The sequence below is a fragment of the Alphaproteobacteria bacterium genome (assembly GCA_030739735.1).
GTDB lineage: Bacteria > Pseudomonadota > Alphaproteobacteria > UBA7887 > UBA7887 > UBA7887.
The window spans coordinates 14797-38419 of record JASLYQ010000025.1; the positions used below are offsets into that span (position 1 = coordinate 14797).

General features: G+C 63.9%; 19 protein-coding genes and 1 tRNA gene. 14 read left to right on the forward strand and 6 right to left on the reverse strand.

Going from position 1 to position 23623, the window contains the following annotated elements:
* Positions 1 to 18 precede the first annotated feature (18 nt).
* The 6 genes from gap to QF629_11575 all read left to right on the forward strand — a co-directional run bounded on the left by gap (position 19) and on the right by QF629_11575 (position 5858).
* A complete protein-coding gene (gap, locus tag QF629_11550) occupies positions 19 to 1023 on the forward strand; it encodes a type I glyceraldehyde-3-phosphate dehydrogenase (protein MDP6014159.1) in 1005 nt (334 codons plus the stop codon).
* A gap of 7 nt (positions 1024 to 1030) precedes the next feature.
* Positions 1031 to 2230, forward strand: a complete 1200-nt coding sequence (locus tag QF629_11555; GenBank protein MDP6014160.1) for a phosphoglycerate kinase — start codon at positions 1031 to 1033, stop codon at positions 2228 to 2230.
* A gap of 13 nt (positions 2231 to 2243) precedes the next feature.
* Complete coding sequence (locus QF629_11560) at positions 2244 to 2534, forward strand: hypothetical protein (GenBank protein MDP6014161.1); 291 nt, start codon at positions 2244 to 2246, stop codon at positions 2532 to 2534.
* A gap of 343 nt (positions 2535 to 2877) precedes the next feature.
* Positions 2878 to 3702: a peptidylprolyl isomerase gene (locus tag QF629_11565; protein ID MDP6014162.1), complete on the forward strand. Its 825-nt coding sequence runs from the start codon at positions 2878 to 2880 to the stop codon at positions 3700 to 3702.
* Positions 3703 to 3705: 3 nt separating this feature from the next.
* Positions 3706 to 4938 (forward strand): bifunctional glutamate N-acetyltransferase/amino-acid acetyltransferase ArgJ, encoded by a 1233-nt coding sequence (gene argJ, locus QF629_11570; GenBank protein ID MDP6014163.1) that lies wholly within the window; start codon positions 3706 to 3708, stop codon positions 4936 to 4938.
* Positions 4935 to 5858: a bifunctional GNAT family N-acetyltransferase/(deoxy)nucleoside triphosphate pyrophosphohydrolase gene (locus QF629_11575; protein MDP6014164.1), complete on the forward strand. Its 924-nt coding sequence runs from the start codon at positions 4935 to 4937 to the stop codon at positions 5856 to 5858. Before argJ ends, QF629_11575 begins: the two co-directional genes overlap by 4 nt.
* Here QF629_11575 and QF629_11580 read toward each other — a convergent pair.
* On the reverse strand, positions 5835 to 6716 hold the full coding sequence (locus QF629_11580; protein MDP6014165.1) for a methyltransferase domain-containing protein: 882 nt from the start codon (positions 6714 to 6716) through the stop codon (positions 5835 to 5837). The two genes, QF629_11575 and QF629_11580, sit on opposite strands and share 24 nt — an antisense overlap.
* Before the next feature lie 232 nt (positions 6717 to 6948).
* A complete protein-coding gene (locus tag QF629_11585; GenBank protein ID MDP6014166.1) occupies positions 6949 to 7851 on the reverse strand; it encodes a rhodanese-like domain-containing protein in 903 nt (300 codons plus the stop codon).
* Positions 7852 to 8257: 406 nt separating this feature from the next.
* Here QF629_11585 and QF629_11590 point away from each other — a divergent pair, with 406 nt between their 5' ends.
* Genes QF629_11590 through QF629_11605 form a run of 4 tightly spaced genes read left to right on the forward strand, consistent with a single transcriptional unit; the run spans position 8258 to position 12912 of the window.
* Positions 8258 to 9526, forward strand: a complete 1269-nt coding sequence (locus tag QF629_11590) for an MFS transporter (protein MDP6014167.1) — start codon at positions 8258 to 8260, stop codon at positions 9524 to 9526.
* 19 nt (positions 9527 to 9545) lie between these two features.
* Positions 9546 to 10748 carry a mandelate racemase/muconate lactonizing enzyme family protein gene (locus QF629_11595; GenBank protein ID MDP6014168.1) on the forward strand — a complete coding sequence of 401 codons (1203 nt, stop codon included), beginning with the start codon at positions 9546 to 9548 and terminating at the stop codon, positions 10746 to 10748.
* Between the two features lie 2 nt (positions 10749 to 10750).
* Positions 10751 to 12325, forward strand: coding sequence for an AMP-binding protein (locus tag QF629_11600; GenBank protein ID MDP6014169.1), 1575 nt, complete (start codon positions 10751 to 10753; stop codon positions 12323 to 12325).
* Positions 12322 to 12912 (forward strand): 2-hydroxychromene-2-carboxylate isomerase, encoded by a 591-nt coding sequence (locus tag QF629_11605; GenBank protein MDP6014170.1) that lies wholly within the window; start codon positions 12322 to 12324, stop codon positions 12910 to 12912. The genes QF629_11600 and QF629_11605 overlap by 4 nt, the downstream gene beginning before the upstream one ends.
* Positions 12913 to 12914: 2 nt before the next feature.
* On the opposite strand, the gene QF629_11610 is transcribed toward QF629_11605, so the two are convergent.
* Together QF629_11610 and QF629_11615 are read right to left on the reverse strand one after the other, a co-directional pair.
* Positions 12915 to 16355, reverse strand: a complete 3441-nt coding sequence (locus tag QF629_11610; GenBank protein ID MDP6014171.1) for an indolepyruvate ferredoxin oxidoreductase family protein — start codon at positions 16353 to 16355, stop codon at positions 12915 to 12917.
* 378 nt (positions 16356 to 16733) lie between these two features.
* A tRNA-Gln gene (locus tag QF629_11615) sits at positions 16734 to 16807 on the reverse strand.
* Positions 16808 to 16894: 87 nt separating this feature from the next.
* Between QF629_11615 and folD the strand changes: the two genes are divergently transcribed.
* A complete protein-coding gene (gene folD, locus QF629_11620; GenBank protein ID MDP6014172.1) occupies positions 16895 to 17785 on the forward strand; it encodes a bifunctional methylenetetrahydrofolate dehydrogenase/methenyltetrahydrofolate cyclohydrolase FolD in 891 nt (296 codons plus the stop codon).
* 91 nt (positions 17786 to 17876) lie between these two features.
* Here the strand turns inward: folD and QF629_11625 are convergent, their stop codons facing one another.
* Complete coding sequence (locus QF629_11625; GenBank protein ID MDP6014173.1) at positions 17877 to 18650, reverse strand: N-formylglutamate amidohydrolase; 774 nt, start codon at positions 18648 to 18650, stop codon at positions 17877 to 17879.
* A 43-nt stretch (positions 18651 to 18693) separates the two neighbouring features.
* Between QF629_11625 and QF629_11630 the strand changes: the two genes are divergently transcribed.
* Genes QF629_11630 through pyk form a run of 3 tightly spaced genes read left to right on the forward strand, consistent with a single transcriptional unit; the run spans position 18694 to position 22439 of the window.
* Positions 18694 to 19629, forward strand: coding sequence for a DMT family transporter (locus tag QF629_11630; protein MDP6014174.1), 936 nt, complete (start codon positions 18694 to 18696; stop codon positions 19627 to 19629).
* A gap of 18 nt (positions 19630 to 19647) precedes the next feature.
* Positions 19648 to 20919, forward strand: coding sequence for a glycerate kinase (locus QF629_11635; protein MDP6014175.1), 1272 nt, complete (start codon positions 19648 to 19650; stop codon positions 20917 to 20919).
* A gap of 2 nt (positions 20920 to 20921) precedes the next feature.
* Positions 20922 to 22439, forward strand: coding sequence for a pyruvate kinase (pyk, locus tag QF629_11640; protein ID MDP6014176.1), 1518 nt, complete (start codon positions 20922 to 20924; stop codon positions 22437 to 22439).
* A 115-nt stretch (positions 22440 to 22554) separates the two neighbouring features.
* Here the strand turns inward: pyk and QF629_11645 are convergent, their stop codons facing one another.
* Positions 22555 to 23055 (reverse strand): hypothetical protein, encoded by a 501-nt coding sequence (locus QF629_11645; protein MDP6014177.1) that lies wholly within the window; start codon positions 23053 to 23055, stop codon positions 22555 to 22557.
* Positions 23056 to 23623: the final 568 nt, after the last annotated feature.

Consider the following 23623-nt stretch of genomic DNA (forward strand, 5'->3'; position numbering starts at 1 on the left):
GAAGAGAGGGAGGTTAGGTTGACGGTTCGGGTTGCCATCAACGGGTTCGGCCGCATCGGCCGTCTGGTTCTGCGCGCCGCGGCTGAGGCCGGGCGCAACGACGTGCAAGTGATCGGCGTCAACGACCTAGGCTCGGTCGAGGCTAATGCGCACCTGCTGCGCTACGATTCCGTCCACGGCCGCTACCCCAAGGACGTCTCGGTGAACGGCGACAGCATCAATGTCGGAAGCGGGCCGATCAAAGTGACCGCCGAGCGCGATCCGGCCCAGCTGCCCTGGGGCGAGCTCGGCGTCGACGTGGTGCTCGAATGCACGGGTATCTTCACCAAGCGCGCCGATGCAGCGAAGCATATCGCGGCCGGTGCCCGCAAAGTACTAATCTCAGCTCCCTCGGGCGATGCCGACCAGACGGTCGTCTACGGCGTCAACCATGACATGCTCAAGGCCGGCCACGAGGTCGTCTCGAACGCATCATGCACAACCAATTGCCTGGCGCCCGTGGCTAAGGTGATCAACGACGCTATCGGCATCGAACGTGGCTTCATGACTACCGTGCACGCCTATACCGGCGACCAACCGGTGCTCGATACCCTGCACAAGGACCTACACCGAGCGCGTGCCGCAGCGAGCTCTATGATCCCTACGTCAACGGGTGCCGCTCGGGCCGTCGGCCTGGTGCTGCCGGAGCTTGCTGGCAAGCTCGACGGCACCGCCATCCGCGTACCAACGCCGAACGTCTCGCTCGTCGACCTCACCTTCACCGCCGCCCGCAACACCTCGGTCGAGGAGATCAACGGCACCATCAGCGCCGCTGCCGCGGGCCCGCTCTCGGGCGTCCTGGCGACCAACGACGAACCGCTGGTATCGATTGACTTCAACCACAGCCCGGCCAGCTCGACCTTCGACCTCGGCCAGACCCAGGTCGTCGAGGGCCGCTTCATACGCGTGCTTTCATGGTACGACAACGAATGGGGCTTCTCCAACCGCATGAGCGACGTCGCGGCGCTGCTCGGCAACATGTGAGGCTGGCATGCCGTCGCTGCCACTACTCAAGGACCTCGATGTCGGCGGCAGGAAGGTCTTGCTGCGGCTCGACCTCAACGTGCCAATGGATGACAAGCATAATGTTACCGATGACACGCGCATCCGGCGCGCCTTGCCGACTCTCAACGAGCTTTGCCAGCGCGGCGCACGCACGATCATCATCTCCCATTTCGGCAGGCCCAAAGGCAAGGACGTGCCCGAGCTTTCGCTGGCCCATGTCGCCGGGCCGCTGACGGAAGCGCTGGGGCGCTACGTCGACGTTACCGCCGACTGCATCGGCAAGGGACCGGAGACTGTCGCAGACGCCCTCAAGCCGGGCGAGTTCCTGATGCTCGAGAACCTGCGCTTCCACCCAGGCGAAGAAGCCAACGACGCCGATTTTGGTGCGGCGCTCGCGGTGGTGGGCGACGTCTACGTCAACGATGCCTTCTCGGCCTCGCACCGCGCCCATGCCTCCATCGTCGGGTTGCCGCAATTGTTGCCGCACGCGGCCGGCCCGGCCCTGCAGAGCGAACTGATCGCGCTAGAGAGCACCTTGCGCAATCCGGAACGGCCCATGCTCGCCATCATCGGCGGCGCCAAGGTCTCGACCAAGCTCAAGCTGCTGGGCAATCTGATCAGCAATGTCGAGATGCTAGCCATCGGCGGCGCCATGGCCAACACCTTTCGCTTGGCACAAGGCATCTCGGTCGGCACCTCGCGCGTGGAAGAGGACATGCTAGACACGGCGTTGGCGGTGCTCGGCAAGGCCTCGGAACAGGGCTGCAAGATCATCCTACCGATCGACGCGGTGGTCGCGAGTGAGCTGGCCAAAAGCATCGAGACCGAAGTGGTGACCATGGACGACATGCCCGAGGATAAGATGATCCTCGATATCGGTCCCGCCTCGGCGGACGCCATCGCCAATGCCATGGCGCGTTGCCGCACGGTGCTGTGGAACGGCCCACTCGGCGCCTTCGAGACCGCGCCTTTCGATACTGCAACGGTGCTCCTTGCGGGCACTACCGCGGCGCTCACCGAGGCGCGCAAGCTGGTCAGCGTCGCCGGCGGCGGCGACACAGTGGCGGCGCTCTCTCACGCACAGGTCGATGACAAGCTCACCTACGTCTCGACCGCGGGCGGCGCGTTCCTTGAATGGATCGAAGGCAAGACCCTGCCGGGCCTCGCCATTATGTACAAGGAATAGCGCGCTTGGGGCAGTGATCGTTCATGGCCCGGACGACCTTGCTGCCGCCCTGGAGGCAGGGCGGCAGACCCTGCGTACTGCGCCCTGGATGGCCGCAGCCTACGGCCCGCTAGTGCTCTACGAAATGACAACGGAGGCACGGGCGGCACAGGTCACGGTGGTACTCGATTGCGCCGACGATGCCGGCATCGCCATGGCAGCCCTTCGCGTGGGCTGGCGACACATCGCCTTTAGCGGCCGCGACGACCTACGCGCCAAGCTCGCCGACATTGCAGTCGAGCACGGTGCCACGCTGGTGGATTAGTCAAGGCGCCGTCGCGGCCCGGCATGCCGCGAGCCGTCTTGTCTATGCTGGCCTTCATGCTGCAAACACAGATAAAGGTGGCATGAGTGCGACCGCGCAGAAAAACTGGCACAGGCGCCGCAAGTTCGACACCTCGGACGCCGAGGCCGAAGGCGCCCAGCGCGGAGGAGGCGTGCGCGATCAAGCGGGTCTGGGGAGAGGCCCTCGGCACCGATGCACTCAAAGTGAACCCGCCACCCGGCCTTGACGAGTTCGAACTCAGCCCGCGGCGCCGTGTAGGGTACCGCCCTTGTCGCCACAGCGGCGATATGCATGATGCCGGGACATCCTCCCGCGAGGCTTCATGATGCGCACCGCCCTCTTCGCCCTTGCCCTGATCTTGCACTCTGCCGTGGGCTCAGCGCAGGGCATGGAAAGTGGCGATGTGATCGTCGCCCGCGTCTGGGATGTGGAGATCATGCTCTCCGAGGTCATGACGGCGATCTATGCAACGCGGCCGGAAGAGCGCGCCAGCCAGCATCCCGAAGACCTCTACGACCAGACCCTCGAACGGCTTGTCGAGGGCGCGCTGACCTACCATGCGGCGCGCGAGGCGGGTTTGCGTGAAGACCCGAGCGTGCAGCGCCGTTTGCGCCTAATCGAGCGCCAGGTGCTGTCGGACGCCTATTTTCGACAGCAGCTGTCCGGACAGATCGACGCCGCACTGCTCGATGCCCGCTACGTCGCCTATGCCGCTGCCATGGCCGGGCGCAGGCAGTACCACGCGCACCATATCCGCACTGCCAACGAGACTGCAGCGATAGAGGTCAAGGCGCGCATCGACAGTGGAGAGAGCTTCGCAGATGTCGCGCACAGCCTGAGCTATCCCGGGTCCAGCCGCGGCGGCGACCTCGGCTTCTTCGATGAGAACAGCATGGTGCCTGAGATCGTCTCAGTGGCCGCCGCCATGGCGGTTGGCAGCGTTTCCGAGCCCTTTCACAGCCAGTATGGCTGGCACCTGCTGAGCCTCGAAGCGGCGCGGCCAGCGCCAATCGCCAGCCGCGAAGAGATGCACGACCAGCTGGCCGAAGAGGCCTGGCAGGACATGCGCACCGCTGCGATCGAGAGCCTGCGCCAGGCCGCGCCGATTGCGCGCTTTGGCCGCAACGGCGAGCCACTGGTGGACTGAGCCATGGCAAGCGCCAGGTCGCCGCTCGCTCCGGACGCCTTCCCCGCCCTGCCGGCCATCGATGGCGTACGGCTCGGCGCCAGTGCCTGCGGCATCCGCTACCGCGAGCGCACGGACCTGATGCTGGCGCTGTTCGATCCAGGCACTACGGTTGCCGGCGTGCTGACCCGCTCGCTGACAGCCTCTGCCGCGGTGCATTGGTGCCGCGATGCGCTGGCTGGCGGAGTGGCCCGGGCGCTGGTGGTCAATTCGGGCAATGCCAACGCCTTTACCGGCAGCGCGGGCGCGGACGCCATGCGACGCACGGTAGCCGTGGCGGCCAGGCTCGCAAACTGCGCCGGGTCCGAGGTCTTCGTCTCCTCCACCGGCGTCATCGGCGAGCCCCTGCCGGTGGAGAAGATTGAACAGGCCCTGCCGGCGCTAGCCAAGACGCTGGCGCCCGATGCGTGGCCGCGGGCGGCCGAGGCCATCATGACCACCGACACGTTCGCCAAGGGCGGCACGCGTAGGTGCGAGATTGCGGGCCGGCCGGTGCAGCTAGTCGGCATCGCCAAGGGCTCGGGCATGATTGCGCCCGACATGGCAACGATGCTGTCCTATATCGCCACCGACGCAGCGCTGCCCACGGAGTTGCTGCAGCGCCTTCTATCCTTGGCAGTCGATAAGTCCTTCAACGCCATCACCGTCGACAGCGATACTTCTACCAGCGACACGGTGCTGTTGTTCGCCACGGGCAAGGTGACGACGCCCGAGCTCAGCGGAATCAGCGACCGCCGCCTGGTCGGCTTCCGTCGCGCTCTCGGCGCCCTTTGCCAGGATCTTGCACAACAGATCGTGCGCGACGGCGAAGGTGCGAGCAAGCTAGTCACGGTCCGCGTCAGCGGCGCCACAAGCCGCCCTGCAGCCAAGCGCATCGCCATGTCGATCGCCAACTCGCCGCTCGTCAAGACGGCCATCGCCGGCAGCGATCCCAATTGGGGCCGGATCGTCATGGCCATCGGCAAGGCTGGCGAGAAGGCCGAACGCGACGCCCTGCGAATAGCCATCGGCAACTTTCCCATCACCGAAGGCGGCACGGTACGGGCCGACTACGATGAGAGCCTGGTAGCGGAATACATGAAGGGTGACGAGATCGACATCGCTGTCGACGTGGGTGTGGGCCGCGGCCATGCGACGGTGTGGACCTGCGACCTGACACACGGCTATATCGAGATCAACGCTGACTATCGCTCATGAGCTTCGCACCCATCGCCAGCGAGCGGCTCGACTTGCGGCCGCTGCTGGCGAGCGACGCGGCGGCGCTCTTCAGCTTGCTCGACGATCACGAGATTGCACGCCAGACCCCGAACCTGCCGTGCCCCTATGGCTACGACATGGCCGTTCGCTGGATCGCCGAGTCGCGCCCAAGCCTCTATGCTGGCGAGGAGTTCCTTTTTGGCGCCTTCACCCGCACGCACGCCAGCCTGGCGGCGGTGGTCAAGCTGGCGCTTGACCCGGCCCTGCCAGAGGCGGAGATCGGCTACTGGGTCGATGCCCGCCACCGCCGCAGCGGCATCGCCGGTGAGGCGGTGCGCAAGGTAGCGGACTTCGCCTTTGCCACGCTCGGCCTGGCGCGGCTCAGCGCCGGCGTTCTCGACGGCAACCCGGCGAGCCTGCGCGTGCTGGCAAAGGCGGGCTTCCGCGAGACGCGGCGCGGCAAGATCGGCGAGCGGGCTGCAAGCTTCCACACACTCGACGCGACGCCCGCCAAGGGCCTGCCTTTATACGTCGCAGCGGTCGCCATGATCGATGACTATGGCCGCGTCCTGATCGCCAAGCGCCCCGCGGGCAAGGCCATGGCGGGTCTGTGGGAGTTCCCCGGTGGCAAGGTTGAGCCCGGCGAGCGGCCACGCGCGGCGCTGGCGCGTGAGCTTTCGGAAGAGCTGGCGCTCGAAGCGACCCTTAGCGACCTTTGGCCCTTTGCCATGGCCAGCCATCGCTACCCCAAATTCCAACTGCTCATGCCCCTGCTGCTTTGCCGGCGTTGGTCCGGCGCGCCGCAGCCACGCGAGGGCCAGGCCATCGCCTGGGCCACGGCGAATGCGCTGGCACGCTTTCCCATACCGGCAGCGGATGCGCCGCTGGTCGAGGAGCTATCGCCCCTGCTTGCGCCCTGAGCCGAGTGCGTCGGAAAGCGGTCTCTCGCCGCGCCCTGACGTGAGCGGGCGCGGTTGATCAAGGTTGGTTTTCCAAGCTGTCAGCGTCAGCAACTCGAAGCTTGCCGGCACCCGTCCCTCCGCATCGGCAAAGCGCTCCCGATATCGCGCCATGACCGCGCCCAGGCGCTGCCGCGTCAAGGGTAGGCGCGAGCGCCGCACAAGCACGTTGCTTTCTCCCATGCCACGCAGATCGTCGAGCAGGCGCAGCGGATCCTCATAGCTGACGATCACGGTCTCGGTGTCAACCACCGGCAGGGCGAGCCCGGCCCGCTGCAGCAGACCGCCCGCATCGCGGATGTCGACGAAAGGTGAGATGCGCCCGCCGATGCCGGTTTCAGCAAGCTCGGTCTCGTCGAAAACGCTGCGCAACTCGCCCAGAGTGCCACCGCCAAACAATGAAACCAGCAGCAAGCCATCGGACTTGAGGCACGCCGCCGCCTGGGCCAGAGCACCCGGAAGATCGTTGGCCCAGTGCAGCGTGAGAACACTGGCGACGAGATCGAAGGCGTCACGGCGGAACGGCAGTCGCTCCTCGTCGGCCGCGAGGCGAAGGCCAGAGGCCGCGCCCAGCATCGCCTCCGAGAGATCCGCCTGCACCAAATATTCGACCAGGCCGGCCGGCAGGACGCGGGCCAGCGCGCCCGTATGGCAGCCGAGGTCAAGCCCGAGTCCAAAACTACGCCGCACCTCGCCAAGGCGCTCGGCGACGCGCGCCGCCGCTTCGGTAAAGAGAAAGTCGTGCGCCGCGAAGCCGGTGGCCGCCCGCTGCCGGTGCCGGCGCAACAGCGTCCGATCGAAAATCTCCGGCACACTCATGCCGGTGTGAAACCGGTGTAGACTGCTCTGATCATGAACGCGTTATACTCGCGACTGGGGGCGGAAGCGCAGCAATAGCCTTGAGCAAGGTCTTGCGGTTGGCAAGCGGCGCGACACCAAAATATTCGAGGTCGTCGTTGGCCAGGTCAGGCAGCAACTCACGCGTGATCCCGTGTCAACGAAAGCCTCGGTGAGCACGCCGAGGCTCAGTGAGTCGAGCCAGTCTACAACCTCAGTCAGCACCAATGCGACGCTCGACCGGGCGGGCCTCGTCCTGCGCCCAGTCGATCATGGAGCCATCGTAAAGGCGGGCCTGTTCGTTGCCGAGCAATTCATGGGCGACAAACCAGTTTAGCGAGGCCATTTGGCCGGAGTTGCAGAAGGTGATCAGCGGCGCCTTAGCCGACAGGCCTGTATTTTCACCGATGGCGGCCAGCACTTCGGCCGGCTGGAAGCGGCCGTCGGGTCTGGTCAGCCAAGTGATGGGCACGTTCTCGGCACCGGGAAGCGTGCCACCGCGGGCGACAATGCGCGGTCGATTGATGCCAGCATATTGATCGGACAGGCGGCTGTCGATTAGCGCCGCCACTCCGGGCGTGGCGACGTCGGCGGCATCAGCGACGAGATCAACACGCAGGCGGACCGCATAGCTTGCCCTCGGTGGCGGCATGAGTTCACCCTTTTCAACCTTGCCGCCCGCCGCGCGATAGATGGAAAAGCCGCCATCGAGTAACGATACCACGTCATGGCCGGCCGCCTTGAAGGTCCAGTAGACGCGCGTCGCCAGCGTCATGGCGCCGGCGCTGCCGCCGGGTCCTACCACCACCACATGGTCGCTATTGCCGACGCCGAGACCACCAATCAGCGCTGCTAGATGCTCAGCATCTGGCAGCATGCCGACAACGCCGTTACGCTCGACACGCCATTCTAGGCTACCATAGGGCGCGTGCACTGCACAGGGCACGCGGCCCCGCTCCAGCGACCGTGTGCTTTCCCGCAGATCAAGCACCACCATACCGTCCTCGCAGGAACGGGCACCGAGCCAGGCCGCATCGACCAGAGGCTCAGCGCACGCCGGTGCAGCAAAAAGCAGGGCGCCAAGCCCCGCCAAGGTGAAAAGTCGGGAAATGACCAAGTCTCACTCACTCGTTCGCGATCACTGTCATGGATTAGGCCGGCAAAGACAATACTATCATATTCCACTGGTGTAAGCTGTTACGGCGTGGGTGTGCAGGGAGGCGCGGTATGACATCGGGACGGGCGGCGATCGGTACCAAGCTGGTCGAGTAGGTGGTTGCGCTGGCGCATAAGCGCCGCGAGGACGAGCGGACCAACAGACGGCGCTGACCATGCGTGTGGTGGGCAGCACCGGTAAGGTCGCGATCGCGGTCGAGGATGGGGCAGCAAGAACCAGATGATCATGGTGCACAACACCCAGCTACTATCGGACCTGTGGGCCAGGCGAGCTTCGACCTTGCCATGCTGGCCGGCTACCAATCGCCAGTTGCTTAACCTGATCACCAGCTGACGGCTTGACTGTCTTGACGAAGGCAAAGCCCCACTCGCGCCTCGCGGTTCCCACTTGGTGCCTGTTCGATTGGGCAAACTCACCGTTCCCAACGGTCGTGGTGACTTTCGTCTTCGCGGTCTACTTCCAGCAGGCCGTGGTCGGCGATACCGTGCGGGCAACAGAGATGTGGGGCATTGCGTTGGCGATCAGCGCCCTCGGCGTGGCAATCCTTGGGCCTATCCTCGGCGCCGCCGTCGATGCCGGCATGCAACGCAAACCCTGGCTGCTGGGTGCCACGGTCCTCATGGTGCTCACCTGCGCCGGACTTTGGTTTGCGACACCGGACCAAGACTCGATCTGGCTGGTGCTCACCCTTGTGGCCCTCGGCAATTTCGGCTTTGAACTCGGCATGGTATTTTATAATGCCATGCTACCTGTGCTGGCGGAGCGCGGTCGCCTGGGACGTATCTCGGGCTGGGCCTGGGCGCTCGGCTATGCCGGTGGGCTCGCTTGCCTGACAGTGGCGCTGTTTGTGCTGATCCGGGCCGAGCCACCACCCTTCGGCCTCGATTTGGCAGCGCAAGAGCCGGTACGTGCGGTGGCGCTGCTGGTGGCGCTATGGCTGATCCTATTCGGCTGGCCACTCTTTGTCTTCACCTCGGAAAACAGCGGCGAAGCCCTTCCGGTTGGCGCCGCGCTACGCGAAGGTATCGCTGCCCTTGTCGGCACCCTGCGCAACATCCGTAACCACGCCCAGATCGTCCGCTTTCTCCTTGCCCGCATGCTCTACATCGACGGACTCAACACGCTCTTCGCTTTTGGGGGCATCTATGCCGCCGGCTCATTCGGCATGAGTATGACCGAGGTACTGGAGTTTGGCATCGCACTCAATGTGACGGCCGGCCTTGGCGCCTTCGGGCTTGCCTGGGTCGACGATTGGATCGGCGCAAGGCGCACATTGATCCTGTCGCTCACGGCCCTTATCGGGACCGGCGCGGCCATCCTGCTGATCGAGGATAAGACTTGGTTCTGGGTACTAGGCTTGATCATCGGCGTCTTCATGGGGCCCACGCAGTCGGCTAGCCGCTCGTTGATGGCGCGCCTTTCTCCGCCTGACCTGACCACGGAGATGTTCGGCCTGTTTGCCCTGACCGGTAAGGCAACAGCCTTCCTCGGCCCATGGCTTGTCGGCATGATTACCCTTGCCGCAAACAGTCAGCGCATCGGCATGAGCGTCATACTTGTATTTCTCGTCCTCGGCCTCGCAATCCTGCTGGGTGTCCGCGAGCCGCGGGGGTGAACCGCTTAGGGAGACAAGCATGAAAGTCAAAGACGTCAAGACCTTCGCGGTGGGAAATCCACCGCCGCATCATGGTGGGCCGGTTTGGGTCTTCGTGACGCTCACTACCGACACCGGCATCAAGGGGGTAGGAGAGGTCTACGGCGTACCATTCGATCCGCACGTGGTAGCAAAAATGACTGAAGATGTCGCCGAGCAGCATATCGTCGGCGCCGATCCGTTCCAGATCGAGAAGCTCTGGCGTATCGTCTATTCGCGCGGCTATTTGCAGCGCCCGGACGTTTCTCTTATGGGGGTAATGAGCGGCATCGAGATGGCGCTCTGGGATATCATCGGCAAGGCGCTCAACCAGCCAGTCTACAACCTATTGGGCGGGCTCACTCAGGAAACTCTGCGCTCCTACACCTATCTCTATGCCGACTCAGACACCCCCCCTGACAATCCGATGGCATTGACCGACGTGCATAACAACGCCGAGGTTGCAGCGGCACGCGCCGCGCACTACGTCTCGCTTGGCTTCACCACGGTCAAGTACGATCCCATCATGCCCATGTCCGCCTTCGATCCGCGCGAGCTCTCGATCGAGACGCTGGATAATGCGGAAGCCGTGACCGCCGCCTTACGCGATGCCGTGGGCAGCGGCGTGGATCTTCTTTTTGGCACCCATGGTCAGTGCACCACGGCGTCAGCCATCCGCCTGGCCCAGCGCATCGAGCCCTACGAGCCACTCTGGTTCGAGGAGCCGGTGCCACCGGAAAATATCGACGAGATGGCGCGCGTCTGCCATTCGACCAGCGTACCCGTGGCAACCGGCGAGAGACTCACCACGAAATACGAGTTCGCACAATTGTTGGGTAAGCAAGCGGCGTCGATCCTGCAGCCCGCATTAGGGCGCGTCGGCGGCATTCTCGAAGCGAAGAAGATCGCCGGCATGGCAGAGGCCCATTACGTGCGTATTGCACCGCATCTCTATTGCGGGCCCATCGAGGCGGCGGCAAATATCCAGGTTGCCGCCTGCAGTTCCAATTTTCTTATCCAGGAGAGCATCGAGCGCTTCGACGGCTTCCATGCCACGATCTTGGAGCAACCCATCCAGTGGCAGGACGGCCACATCCTCCCGCCATGCGAGCCGGGTCTTGGCGTGGTACTCAACGAAGCCGTTGCCGAGGCGCACCCCTATGAGGGTGGCTTGTTCCCGGAGATGGTGGACAGGCCACTTTAGCGATGCAGACCGTCTATGAGGTGGTTGGCGCTGCCGCAGACCGTTGCCCCGACAATGGCATGGTCTGTGCCCCGCCAATGGCCGGACGCGCTTACCATGCAGACGGCATCGAGATTACCTATGCGGAGGCCTGGCGAGAGATCGAAGCCTTACGCGAAGCTTATGCGGCGGCGGGCTGGGGCCATGGCCACCGCATGGCATTGCTGCTCGAGCAGCGTCCCGAGTTCTTCTTTCACTTTCTCGCCCTCAACGCGCTCGGCTGCGCCATCGTGCCAATCAGCCCCGACTATCGCCACGAAGAACTACAATACCTGCTGGGTCACTCCGAAGCCCATACCGCGCTGGCGATCGAAAGCCGCATCGCCGAGTTACAGCACGCGGCACCGATAGCCGTGGTGTCGTTCGAAAATTTCACCGTGCCTGAGGCCCCCTGTCTGCCGCCCCTCTCAGGCGCGCCAAAGCGCGAGAGCGAATGTGCCCTGCTCTACACATCCGGCACGACAGGACGACCGAAAGGCTGCATCCTCACCAACGGATATTATCTTAATGCGGGCGCCTGGTACGTAGCACTCGGCGGGCGCGCGACATTGCGTGAGGGCGACCGACTAATCAACCCACTGCCGTTATTTCACATGAACTCGCAAGCCGTGTCGGCCACCGCCATGTTCCTGGTCGGCGGTTGTTTGATCCTGCCCGACCGCTTCCATCCTAAGAGCTGGTGGCGGGACGTGGTGGCGACGCAGGCGACTGTCATCCACTATCTCGGCGTCGTACCACCTTTACTGATGAATTTGCCTCCGGCGCCGGAAGACACTGCGCATCAGGTGCGCTTCGGGATCGGTGCCGGCATCGAGCCCGAGCTGCACGGACCCTTCGAGACGCGCTTTGGCTTTCCGCTCATCGAGGTATGGGGCATGACCGAGACGGGACGCATCTATGCCGATTGCCACGAGCCACGGCAAATCGATACGCGCGCCTTCGGCAAGCCGCTGCCAGGGCTAGAAGCGCGCGTGGTCGATGACGAAGGCAACGATGCCGAACAAGGCGAGCTGCTGGTGCGCCATACGGCTGAGGCGCCGCGCAAGGACTTCTTCGCCGGCTATCTGAAAAACGAGGAAGCGACGGAAGAGGTCTGGCACGGTGGCTGGTTCCATACCGGCGATACGGTGCGCCAGGGTGATGACGGCATGCTCTATTTTGTCGACCGCAAGAAGAATATCATCCGGCGCTCGGGCGAGAATATCGCCGCTGCTGAGGTCGAGGCCTGTTTGCAGACGCATGACGCGGTGGCCCAGGTCGCCGTCGTCGCCGTGCCCGACGCCTTGCGTGACGAGGAGGTGATGGCCTGCATCGTGCCCGTATCTGGCATTGCAGCCGAAGAAGCCTTAGCACAACGCCTGTTCGCCTGGTGCGACACGCGCCTGGCCTATTACAAGGCGCCGGGCTGGATCACCTTCCGCGATAGTCTACCGACCACAGGAACCCAAAAGGTGCAAAAGACGCAGCTCTTCGACGAGGGCGACACACCCACGGCAGGCGCCATCGATTTGCGCCAGCGCAAGAGGAAGAAACGATGAGCCTCGAAGTCTTTTTCGACTGCTCGAGCCCCTGGACCTATCTCGGCTTCGAGAACGTGCAAACGTTTGGCTTCGAGATCGCCTGGAAGCCGATCCTGGTAGGCGGCGTGTTCAACTCGATCAACCCGAGTGTCTACGAATCCCGCAGCAACCCGGTTCAAGCCAAGGCGCGCTACCTGACCAAGGATTTGGCTGACTGGGCACGCTATTGCGGCCTCAACATCAAGTTCCCGCCAACGGTCTTCCCGGTGAACAGCGTCAAGGCCATGCGTGGCTGCCTAGTCGCCGCGGAGCAGGCCAAGCTGGTCGATTTTGCCCGCGCCGCCTTCCAAGCCTACTGGTCCCGCGACGAGGACATCTCCCAGGACGACGTGATGCGTAGTGTCTGCAAAGCAGCGGGCGTAGACGCGGATTGGCTCATGCAGGCGATCGCCCGGCCCGAAATAAAGCGGGCCTTGCGCGACAACACCGAAGAGCTGATCCGCCGCGGCGGCTTCGGCTCCCCCACCTTCTTCGTAAACGGGGACGACATGTATTTCGGTAACGACCGCATGCCGCTGATAGAAAGGAAGTTAGGGTTGAGTTGACCCTACTCAGCCGCCACGGCGCGCTTGCCCGGATCACGATAGGCACCCAATAGCTCCGCCTCACGGGCCTGCGCCTCTGTGCGAGCCTCTTCCTTCACGTGGCCATAGCCGCGGATCTCGCTCGGCAGCGAGGCGATCTCCACCGCAAGCGCGTGGCTGTCGGGGGTCAGACCGTCGAGCAGGGTTTGCACTGTTGTCTCGTAACGGCCGATGGCAACGCGCTCGCGGCGGCGCTCTGCCGTGTAGCCGAACGGGTCGAATGCGGTGCCGCGCAGACCCTTTAGCCTGGCAAGAATACGGAAGATGGGCAGCACCCAGGAACCGAAGGTCATTTTGCGTGGACGGCGGGTATCCGGATCGCGGCTAGTGAGCAGCGGCGGAGCAAGGTGGAAAGCGAGTCTGGTATCACCTTCGAATGTCTCGTACAGACGCGCGAGAAAAGCGGGGTCACTATGCAGACGCGCGACCTCATATTCGTCCTTATAGGCCATCAGCGCGTAGGCGTTACGGGCAACCGTATCGGCAAGACCGCTTTGGCCCGGGGCCTTTTGCGTTTCCGCCGCGCGCACCTTCTCGACCAATGCGGCATGGCGATCGGCGAGCTCTGCATCCTGGTAAGCCGTTAGCTCTGCGTGCCAGTCCGGCGACGCCTCCGGCTCGTCCTCGACCAGCGCGGTCACCGCCTCCGGGTCAAGCGCCAGTCGGCGGCCCCAGACAAAGGCATCGCGGTTCATCTGCACAGCGACCCCGTTCATTTCGATCGCCGCCTCGATGGCCTGCGCTCCGACCGGAAGCAGCCCCATCTGGCAAGCCACGCCAAGTAGCATAAGGTTGCTACCTATCGAATCTCCCAGAAGTCGCGTGGCCAACCTCGACACGTTGTGGAAAACCACTTTATTCCCCGCCGCCACGGCAATACGCTTGGCAAGGCTCTCGGTCGGAAAGGTCAGGTCTGGGTTGCGCGTAAAATCGCCGGTGATCTGCTCGTGGGTGTTGACCAGCACATGAGTCTTACCGGGTGCCATTACCGAAAGCGCCAGCTCGTCACCGGTCACCAGGCTGTCGCAGCCGAGCACCAGATCTGCCGCGCCCGCATTAAGACGCACGGCACAGATGGCGTCCGCAGTCTCGGCGATTCGGATATGGCTGGTCACGGCACCGCCCTTCTGAGCCATACCAAACTGGTCGACTGTGGAAAACGCCTTGCCCTCGATATGCGCACCCATAGTGAGGATGGCACCGATGGTGACTACGCCCGTGCCACCAACACCGGCGACGAGCAAGTTGAAGGGCCGGTCAGTGGCGAGCGGTGTCAATGTCGACTCCGGCAGATCGACCAGATGCGACGGTGGCTCGACACCCGTCGCGGCGCGGCGCGGCCTCCCACCAATGATACTGACGAAACTCGGGCAGAAGCCCTCGGCACAGGAATAGTCCTTGTTGCAGGCCGACTGGTCGATGCGCCGCTTGCGCCCAAACGGCGTGTTCGCGGGCAACACGGACATGCAGTTGGACTTGACGTTGCAGTCGCCGCAACCCTCGCAGACGCGCGCGTTGATGAAGACCCGCCGCGACGGGTCGCCGATGCGTCCGCGCTTGCGCCGACGCCGCTTCTCGGCGGCACAGGTCTGGTCGTAAATCAGCACGCTGACGCCGCCGATCTCGCGTAAGTTGCGCTGCACCTTGTCCAGGGAACGGCGGTGCTCGATGCGCATGTCGGCGGGAAATTCCGTGCCGATGGGATATTTGTCCGGCTCGTCGCTGACCACAACAACGCGCGAGACCCCTTCCGCCGCCACCTGGCGGGCGATGCCGACAACCGTAAGCGGTCCGTCTACGGGTTGCCCGCCGGTCATGGCGACAGCATCGTTGAAAAGGATCTTGAAGGTGATATTGACCCCGGCCGCAACGCAGGCGCGGATGGCTAGATAACCCGAATGGTAATACGTGCCATCGCCAAGGTTCTGAAAGACGTGCTCGGTCTTTACGAATGGCGCCTGGCCAACCCAGGTCAGGCCTTCGCCGCCCATATGGCAATGGGTCATGTTGCCGCGGTCCATGTAGGTTGCCATGTAATGGCATCCCACCCCGCCATGAGCACGGCTGCCCTCGGGAATGCGCGTCGAGGTATTGTGCGGACAGCCGGAGCAGAAATAAGGCCGGCGCATCAGTGATAAGCGCTTGCGGTGCACCGCGGCCTCGGCGCGGGCGTCTAGAAAGGCGAGCCGCGCGGTTATGCGCTCAGTAGTATGAAAAGGTGCGATGCGCCGCGCCAGCGCCCGCGTGACATCTTCCGGAGTGTATTCTGGAAAAGCCGGCAGCAGCGGCGCACCGCTCTCATCGTCGCGGCCCACCACGCGCGGACGCTCGGCGTCCGGAAGCGCGTAGAGCGCGTCTTTGAGTTGACCCTCGACTAGGCGGTGTTTTTCCTCCACCACCAGCACTTCCTCGAGGCCGCCAGCGAAGTCCTGCAAGTCCTCGGCATTCGCGGGATAGGGCATGCCGAGCTTGAGCACGGTTATGCCGAGCGCCGCCGCCTCGTCATCACCAAGGCCAAGTTCAAACAGCGCCTGGCGCACATCGGTCCAGGCCTTGCCGGTGGCGATGATGCCGTAGCGAGGCTTGCGGCTCTTCAGCGTCACGCGGTTGAGTCCGTTGACACGCGCAAAGGCGAGCGCAGCATCGAGCTTGTGCGCCCGCAGGCGTGGCTCCTGCAGCATCCAGCTGTCGGGGACGCGCAGGTTTAGACCGTCCGGCGGTAGAACGTCGTCATCCGGCAGCAAAATCGCCGGACGTGCCGCATCGCCGTCAATCGTCGCCGCTGCATCCACCGTGTCGGGGATCAGCTTGAAGCCGACCCAGCCGCCCGAATAACGCGACATGGCCCAGCCCAACAAAGCGTGATCTATGATCTCCTGCACGTTGGCGGGATAAAGCACCGGCATGAGCATATCGGCGAACAGCGTTTCGTGTGCCGCGGTGGCATCGGTGGACGATAGCGGGTGATCGTCGCCAACAACCACCAGAACGCCGCCGTGGACAGCGCTGCCGGCAAGGTGAGCGTGGCGGATGGCATCAACGCTGCGGTCCAACCCCGGCCCCTTGCCGTACCACATGGAAAAGACCCCGTCGCAGGTGGCATCGCCGAAAGCGCCAACCTGTTGCGTGCCCCAAATCGCAGTCGCCGCCAGATCCTCGTTGATCGCGGGCCAGAACTGGATGCCGGCCCCCGGCAGCAGTCGGTTGGCGGCCCACAGCTCCTTGTCCAGATTGTGCATGGGCGAGCCGCGATAGCCGGAAATGAAGCCTTCCGTGCGTAGACCCACCGCCTGATCCCGTCGGCGCTGCAGCATAGCGGCGCGCAGCAGCGCCTGACTGCCAGTGATCGAAATGCGGCCGTCGAGGCGGTGGTATTTATCGTCAAGCGAGATCGGTGCGAGCATAACCCCCACTATAAGCCATCAAAGACACAGCCGGTACGGGCTTGACGCAGGTCAGGGCCGCCAAGGGGAACGTCATCCTCTTTGCCTTACTGGCTAGGGGGTCAAGGCATGGCTGAGCACAGGCTCGTTCGTATCGGCAGCACCTTCGCGCTTGCCACTGGCTTCCCCGTGTCACTTGATTTGTCGGATAGGGTCGGCAACGCTGTGACAGCAACGAATGCTGCCGGTCGCCACTCGCCTGTTACCCTCTCGGGCTTAGACCACCACTCCGATTCAAAGGCTCAATCCCGCGAACGGATCAGGTCAATTTTGGAAGAAACTTCCCAAGCCTACCCAGCAATAATGAGTGCTATTTATACTAATATAATCAAACGGTTATGGCTGGGGCGCCTGGATTCGAACCAGGGATCCCGGGATCAAAACCCGGTGCCTTACCACTTGGCTACGCCCCAGCAGACGAAGCGCCCCCTATAACACGGAGATTTCGGGGCGCAAAGGCGGTGGTTGACTTAAGGTTGCTATCCTCTATTGAGACGCCCATGACAAACGCAAAAATCATTGACGGAAAGGGATTTGCGGACAGCTTGCGGGCGCGCATCGGACACCAAGTTTCCAGTTTGCGGGAAAGTGTTGGCTTGGTGCCTGGCTTGGCCGTGGTGCTAGTGGGCGAAGACCCAGCAAGCCAGATCTATGTGCGCAACAAGGGCAAGGCGACCTCGGCCGCCGGCATGACCAGCATCGAGCGGCACCTACCGGCGAATGCGAGTCAGGAAGCGGTGTTGGCGGAGGTCGCGGCGTTGGCGGCAAACCAAGCGGTCCACGGCATTCTCGTGCAACTGCCTTTACCCGACCACATCGATGCCACCATGGTGCTTGATGCAGTGCCGCCAGAGAAGGACGTCGACGGCTTTCACCCGGTCAATGCGGGCCGGCTATTCGCCGGGCGCGAGGCCCTAGTACCATGCACACCACAAGGCTCGATAATGCTTCTGGAAGATACGCTCGGCTCCCTCTCGGGCGCCGACGCGCTGATTATCGGGCGCTCGAATATCGTCGGCAAGCCCATGGCCATGCTCTTGCTGGCGGCAAGCTGCACTGTGACCATGGCACACTCGCGCACGCGCGATCTCGCTGAAGCCTGCCGCCGCGCGGACATCGTCATTGCCGCTGTCGGCCGGCCCGAGATGGTGCGCGGCGATTGGCTCAAGCCCCGCTGCACGGTGATTGACGTCGGCATCAACCGCATCCCAGCGGAAGACGGCAAGAGTCGTCTCGTCGGCGATGTCTGCTTCGAGGAAGCCGCTCGGGTGGCGGGTGCCATCACGCCGGTGCCTGGCGGCGTGGGTCCCATGACCATAGCCTGCTTGCTGCGCAACACCCTGCTTGCCGCCTGCACCCAGGCAGAAGTGGCGGTGCCCGCGGAAGCGTAATCATCGCTCACCATCAACTTAAGACGCAAGCCGCACGCGCGGCAGGCGTCAGTTGTTCCATGTGAGTCTTGGGGAATTTGTTGAGGCGCTCCTACGGCTGCTGCAGCGCCTTGCCCACGCCGATCTCGGCCAGCGGGTCGGCCAGTACATCGTCGAGCACCGCGGCCCAGTTGTCGATGGCGGTGGCGGTCTCGAGCAGATCCTGACGCACCTCGAAAACCACGCTTAAGAGATCGTTGCGGCCGGCATGGTGTGGCACGGTGAAAGTGAGGTCGCTGTAACCGGTATAGGGCTCGTTGTCGCCAACCACGAGTTCCGCGTAGCGCGTGAACTCATTGAGCACCCGGTTGGCCAAGCGCACGTCATGGTCGTGCAGGACGGCGACGTGCCAGGGCCTGGTGAAGCCTTCCATATCGGGCGTGAAGCTGTGGATGGCGATCAGCACCGGCCGGCAGCTTTGCTTGGCATCGGCGATGCGTGCGTCGATCGCCGCGTGATAAGGCTCGTAATAGGTGGCGACGCGCCGCGCCACCTCCGCCGCACTAATTTTTTGGTTGCCCGGCACGCGGATACCGTCGCTAAGCGCCGGGATAGATTGAGGATGGTCGAGGGCGCGGTTGGGATCAATCAGGAGGCGTGAGAAGCGCGACAGTACCGCCGGAGCGTCAAGGCGGTCGGACAGTACGCCGGTCAGATCGGCAGCGCCGATATCGAAGGCGATGTGGTCGGCAAGTAGTGACGGCGTCAGGCCAAGTCCGGCGAACTCGTCGGGAATGCGGTTGCTGGCATGGTCGCAGAACAGCAGCACATCGGGCCGTCCCCCGGGGTGCACGACCTCATAGGCTGAAGACTCGGGCGCACGCATGGTGGGGTCACTATAGGCGTATCGTCGCGGCAGCAGAATTGTCTTGAGCACCGTCAGGCGGTGCTATAACGCCGCCATGAGCCTGCGCCTCGCTGTCGTCCTGCTTTTCGCGGGAACCTTCGCCATCGCCTTTTCGCCAACCTTCGTGCGGTTGAGCGAAATCGGGCCAGTCGCGACCGCAGTCTACCGGGTGGCACTCGCGCTGCCAGTGCTATTCCTGCTTGTCGCCATGGGCGGCAAGGACGGCCGGGCGCGCCCCGAGACGCGCGGCGATTGGCTCGGCGTCATCCTGGCCGGGCTGTTTTTTGCGGGTGATCTGGCGTTTTGGCACTGGTCGATCGCCAACACCTCGGTCGCCAACGCCTCGCTGTTCGCCACCTCGACACCGATCTTCGTGACACTGGCCGCCTGGCTCCTGCTCGGCGAGCGTATCAGCCGGCGCTTTTTGATAGGCCTCGCCCTCGGCATCGCCGGCGGGCTGCTGCTGGCGGGCTCGTCGGTGCAAACCAACCCGGCGCACCTGTTCGGCGATCTCATGGGGCTGGTTACGGCGATGTTCTTTTCGGCCTATCTAATCACCATCAAGCGTCTGCGTGAGCGCCTCAGCGCCGCCGCGGTCATGGCCTGGCCGGGCGCGATCACCGCGCTGGCCTTGGCCCTGCTCAATCTCGCTGTAGATGGCACCTGGACACCGCTGACTGCATACGGCTGGGGCCTCTTGCTGGCGTTGGCGCTTTTAAGCCACGCCCTGGGCCAGGGGCTGGTAGCAAAGGCGGTGCTCCGCCTACCAGCTTCGTTTTCCGCTGTCGGCATGCTGAGCGAGCCGCTGTTCGCGGCATTGATCGCCTGGGCAGTGCTCGGCGAGGCGGTGACATCGCTGCAAGGGCTCGGCGGGGTCATCATACTGGCCGGAATCGCCATCAGCCGGCCATTGCCCGACAGAGCACTGGCGCGACCGCTGGCGCAAGGTTTAGGCTAGGGAGTAGGAAGGACAGCTATGCCGCACCCGCACGAGCTTCTCCGGGCCATGTTTGATGCTGCGGTGCAGAATGCGCTGCCCGCGGCTTGCGTGCCGCCGCACCTACCGGGGGCGGCGGCGGGACGCACTATCGTGGTCGGCGCCGGCAAGGGCGCAGCAGCCATGGCACACGCGGTCGAGGAAGCTTGGACCGGCCCGCCACTCGACGGCCTAGTCATCACGCGCTACGGCCATGGCGTTGAGACCGCACGAATCCGCGTGGTCGAGGCGGGACATCCGGTGCCCGATGCGGCGGGGCTCGCGGCAGCGCAGGAGATCCTCAACCTAGTCTCCAGCCTTGGCGAGAAGGATCGCGTGCTCTGTCTAATCTCGGGCGGCGGTTCGGCGTTGCTAACCCTACCCGCACCGGGCCTGACGCTGGCCGACAAGCAGGCCGTGACCGACAAGCTGCTACGCTGCGGCGCCACCATCTCGGAAATCAATTGCGTACGCAAGCATTTGTCGGCCATCAAGGGCGGGCGTCTAGCCATGGCAGCCTGGCCGGCAGAGGTGCTGACGCTGATGATCTCCGACGTACCCGGCGACGATCCGGCGGTAGTCGCCTCGGGCCCAACCGTAGCCGACCCGACGACGTTCGCCGATGCGGAGGCCATCCTCGCCCGCTATGCCATCGCACCGCCACCTGCCATCGCCGCACACCTCGTCGCGGCAGCGGAAGAAACCCCCGCTGCGAGCGACCCCCGCCTAGCGCGCTCGAAGGCTATTACCGTCGCCACGCCGCAGGCGTCGCTCGAAGCTGCAGCGCGTGTCGCGGAAGCCGCCGGCTACCGCGCCATCATTCTCAGCGACTCCCTCGAAGGCGAGGCCCGCGACGTCGGCTTGGTACACGCTGCGATCGCCCGCCAAGTGGCGCGCCACGGTCAGCCCGCCGCAGCGCCCTGTGCGCTGCTCTCGGGCGGTGAGACCACTGTGACCATGACCGGCGACGGCCGCGGCGGACGCAACAGCGAGTTTCTGCTTTCGCTCACCATCGACCTCGACGGGCACGACGGTGTGCACGCCATCGCCTGCGATACCGACGGCATCGACGGCAGTGAGGAGAATGCCGGTGCTATCTGTGGCCCTGACACCCTGGCCCGCTCCCGCGCCGCCGGCATCGACGCCCGCGCCCATCTTGCCAACAACGACGCTTACGGCTTCTTCGCCGCTATCGACGACATCGTGGCCTCCGGGCCAACGCTGACCAACGTTAATGATTTTCGTGCCATTCTGATCTCGGGAGCCAGCTGACCATGCGAAGGCGAAGCAGACGAGCCAAGATTCTCGCAACCCTGGGCCCGGCCAGTGCAGACCGCGCGGCGATCGCCGCGCTCTACCGCGCCGGTGCCGACGCCTTTCGCCTCAACTTCAGTCACGGCAGCCACGAGCAAATCCAGGCCCTCTACGACATCATTCGCGAGGTCGAGGAATCGGCACTCCACCCCATCGCCGTAGTCGCCGACCTGCAAGGGCCGAAGTTGCGCATCGGCGAGCTCGCGAACGGCACGGTGAGCTTGCGCGAGGGGCAGACTTTCCGCCTCGACCAGGGCCACGCCAAGGGTGACGAGAGCCGTGCGCCATTACCCCACGAGGCCGTGTACGGCGCGCTCAACGTAGGCATGGACATCTTGCTCGACGACGGTCGCATCCACTTGCGTGTGACTGCCTGCGGCGAAGACTTTGCCGAGACCGAGGTAGTCACCGGCGGTGCGCTGTCCGACCACAAAGGGGTCAACCTGCCGGGCGCCGTCCTGCCACTCAAGGCACTGACCGACAAGGACCGCCGCGACCTCGCCTTCGCCGTCAATCTCGGTGTCGACTGGCTGGCCCTGAGCTTCGTGCAGCGCCCCGAGGACGTGGCTGAAGCGCGCATGCTTGCCGGGCCCGACGTCGCCATCATGGCCAAGATCGAGAAGCCCTCGGCTGTCAAGCGCTTCGACGAGATCCTCGAGCTTGCCGACGGCATCATGGTCGCACGCGGCGATCTCGGCGTCGAGCTGGCGCCAGAGGCGGTTCCAGCGGTGCAGAAGCAGATCGTGCGTGCGGCCCGCGATGCCGGAAAGCCCGTGGTAGTAGCGACGCAGATGCTCGAGTCCATGATCCGCGCGCCAGCGCCGACCCGCGCCGAGGCCTCGGACGTGGCCACGGCGGTCTATGACGGTGGTGATGCGCTGATGCTCTCGGCCGAGACCGCGGTCGGCGACTATGCGGCGGAGACGGTCGACATGATGCATCGCATCATCGATCGGGTCGAGCATGACCCCCTGCACCGTCAGTTCCTCGAAGCGGCGCATACCCTGCCCACGGCGACCGCCGCCGACGCCATCAGCGCCGCCGCCCACCAGGTAGCCCAGACCATCGGCGCCACCGCCATCGCCACTTACACGCAATCGGGAGCCACGGCCTTCCGCGCCGCGCGCGAACGCCCACAAATGCCAATCCTGGTGCTGACCCCGCGGCTCAACATGGCGCGCCGCCTGGCCCTCGGCTGGGGCCTGCGGTGCATCCGCGGCGACGATGCCCACGACTTCGACGACATGGTCGAGCGCGCCAGCCGCGCCGCCCACTTCCGCGGTTATGCCGAAGAAGGCAGTAAGTTGGTGATCATCGCCGGTGTGCCCTTTGGCACGCCGGGCGCGACCAACCTGCTGCACATCGCCTTCATTCCCCGCTTCACCGACCGCCGCAACGAGCAACGCCCGCTCACCGCCGGCCCCGATGAGGCGCACGATACGCGGGACCAAGTGCGCGTGCCCGAGATCGAGCGCTAGACGCCTAGTTGTTTAGCATCGCCCAGGAGCAGGGTCACTGAGTGCTGTAAATCTGCAATGATAATGCCGATGCTAGGATCGGTATCCCAAGCATCGGCACTCAGCTATAGCAGTCCTACGGAATATTATATTCACCGCCGGTTATTGTGCAGAAGAAGTGGCTTATCGCCACATTCTCACAGTGGAACGTGTACCACCCGGTGATACCGGCGTATTTCCCGGTGCCCGAGTAGTAGTCGCCTCGGGTGCCGATGTTGGCACCCGGCCCATACGGCTCAGTAGCCTGCCAACGAAGATTGACGGTATCGCCGTCGACATCCGTTACAGTGCAGAAGCCGCCACCCCACTTTGTAGTGCCGCCTTGAAATGCTTGTTCACCGGTGCAATACCAAGCACCGAAATGTAGCGGACCGCTCTCCGAATCAGTGGTGCTTTCTCCCCAGAACTCACCGTTCCAGAGTCCAAAGTCAGGCGCAAACTCCTGAAATTCTCCTACTCCATGAAACCCCGCCATTCCACCTGTGGTGGTGCCTTGCTCAGCAGCTTGCGCAGAGCCGCTGATACAGAGCGCCCCAATCGCAAACAACACTGTTGATATTCCGAACATATTCCGCATCTGATTTTCTCCCTGTTTCAGCCTGGCGCAGTGCCAGGACTGTTGACATCACACAACGCAAACAGCCGCAGTCGTTGCCGCGCGCGTCCGCCTTGTGCGCCACAAAATCACCGCACTAGTTGTTGGGTTTAGGGGCATGCCACTATCAGCCTAAGCTGGTCGATATGGATATTGAGCCCTCTTGGTGCTTTCGCACGTAGCAAGTGTGACGCTCGTCCTTCCGCGTCGCAACCGTAAAGTTAAGACCAACGTGGTTCTGTGCCAAACATGGGGCAGGAGCTGTGGCTAAACAGCTTTGTGTAAGGACTGCCAAGGGTCAGATTTAGGCAACGCGAAATGACTGCTGTGGGCTATTTGTAGCACCGCAGGACTTAAAAATCGCGTCCGGCAGCGAGGGTATAGTGATCGGAGATAGTCTTAGCCGCTGCGTGGTTGATGCCGTCGGCCAATTCCCGATCGAAAAGTGCTCTAAATCCCCTTGCCGAGTTTATCTTCGAGGGCCTTGGCGCGAGCCTTGGCACTAGGGGATTTTGGGTGCCAGTGCAGCAGGCGTTCCAGCGCGTGCAGG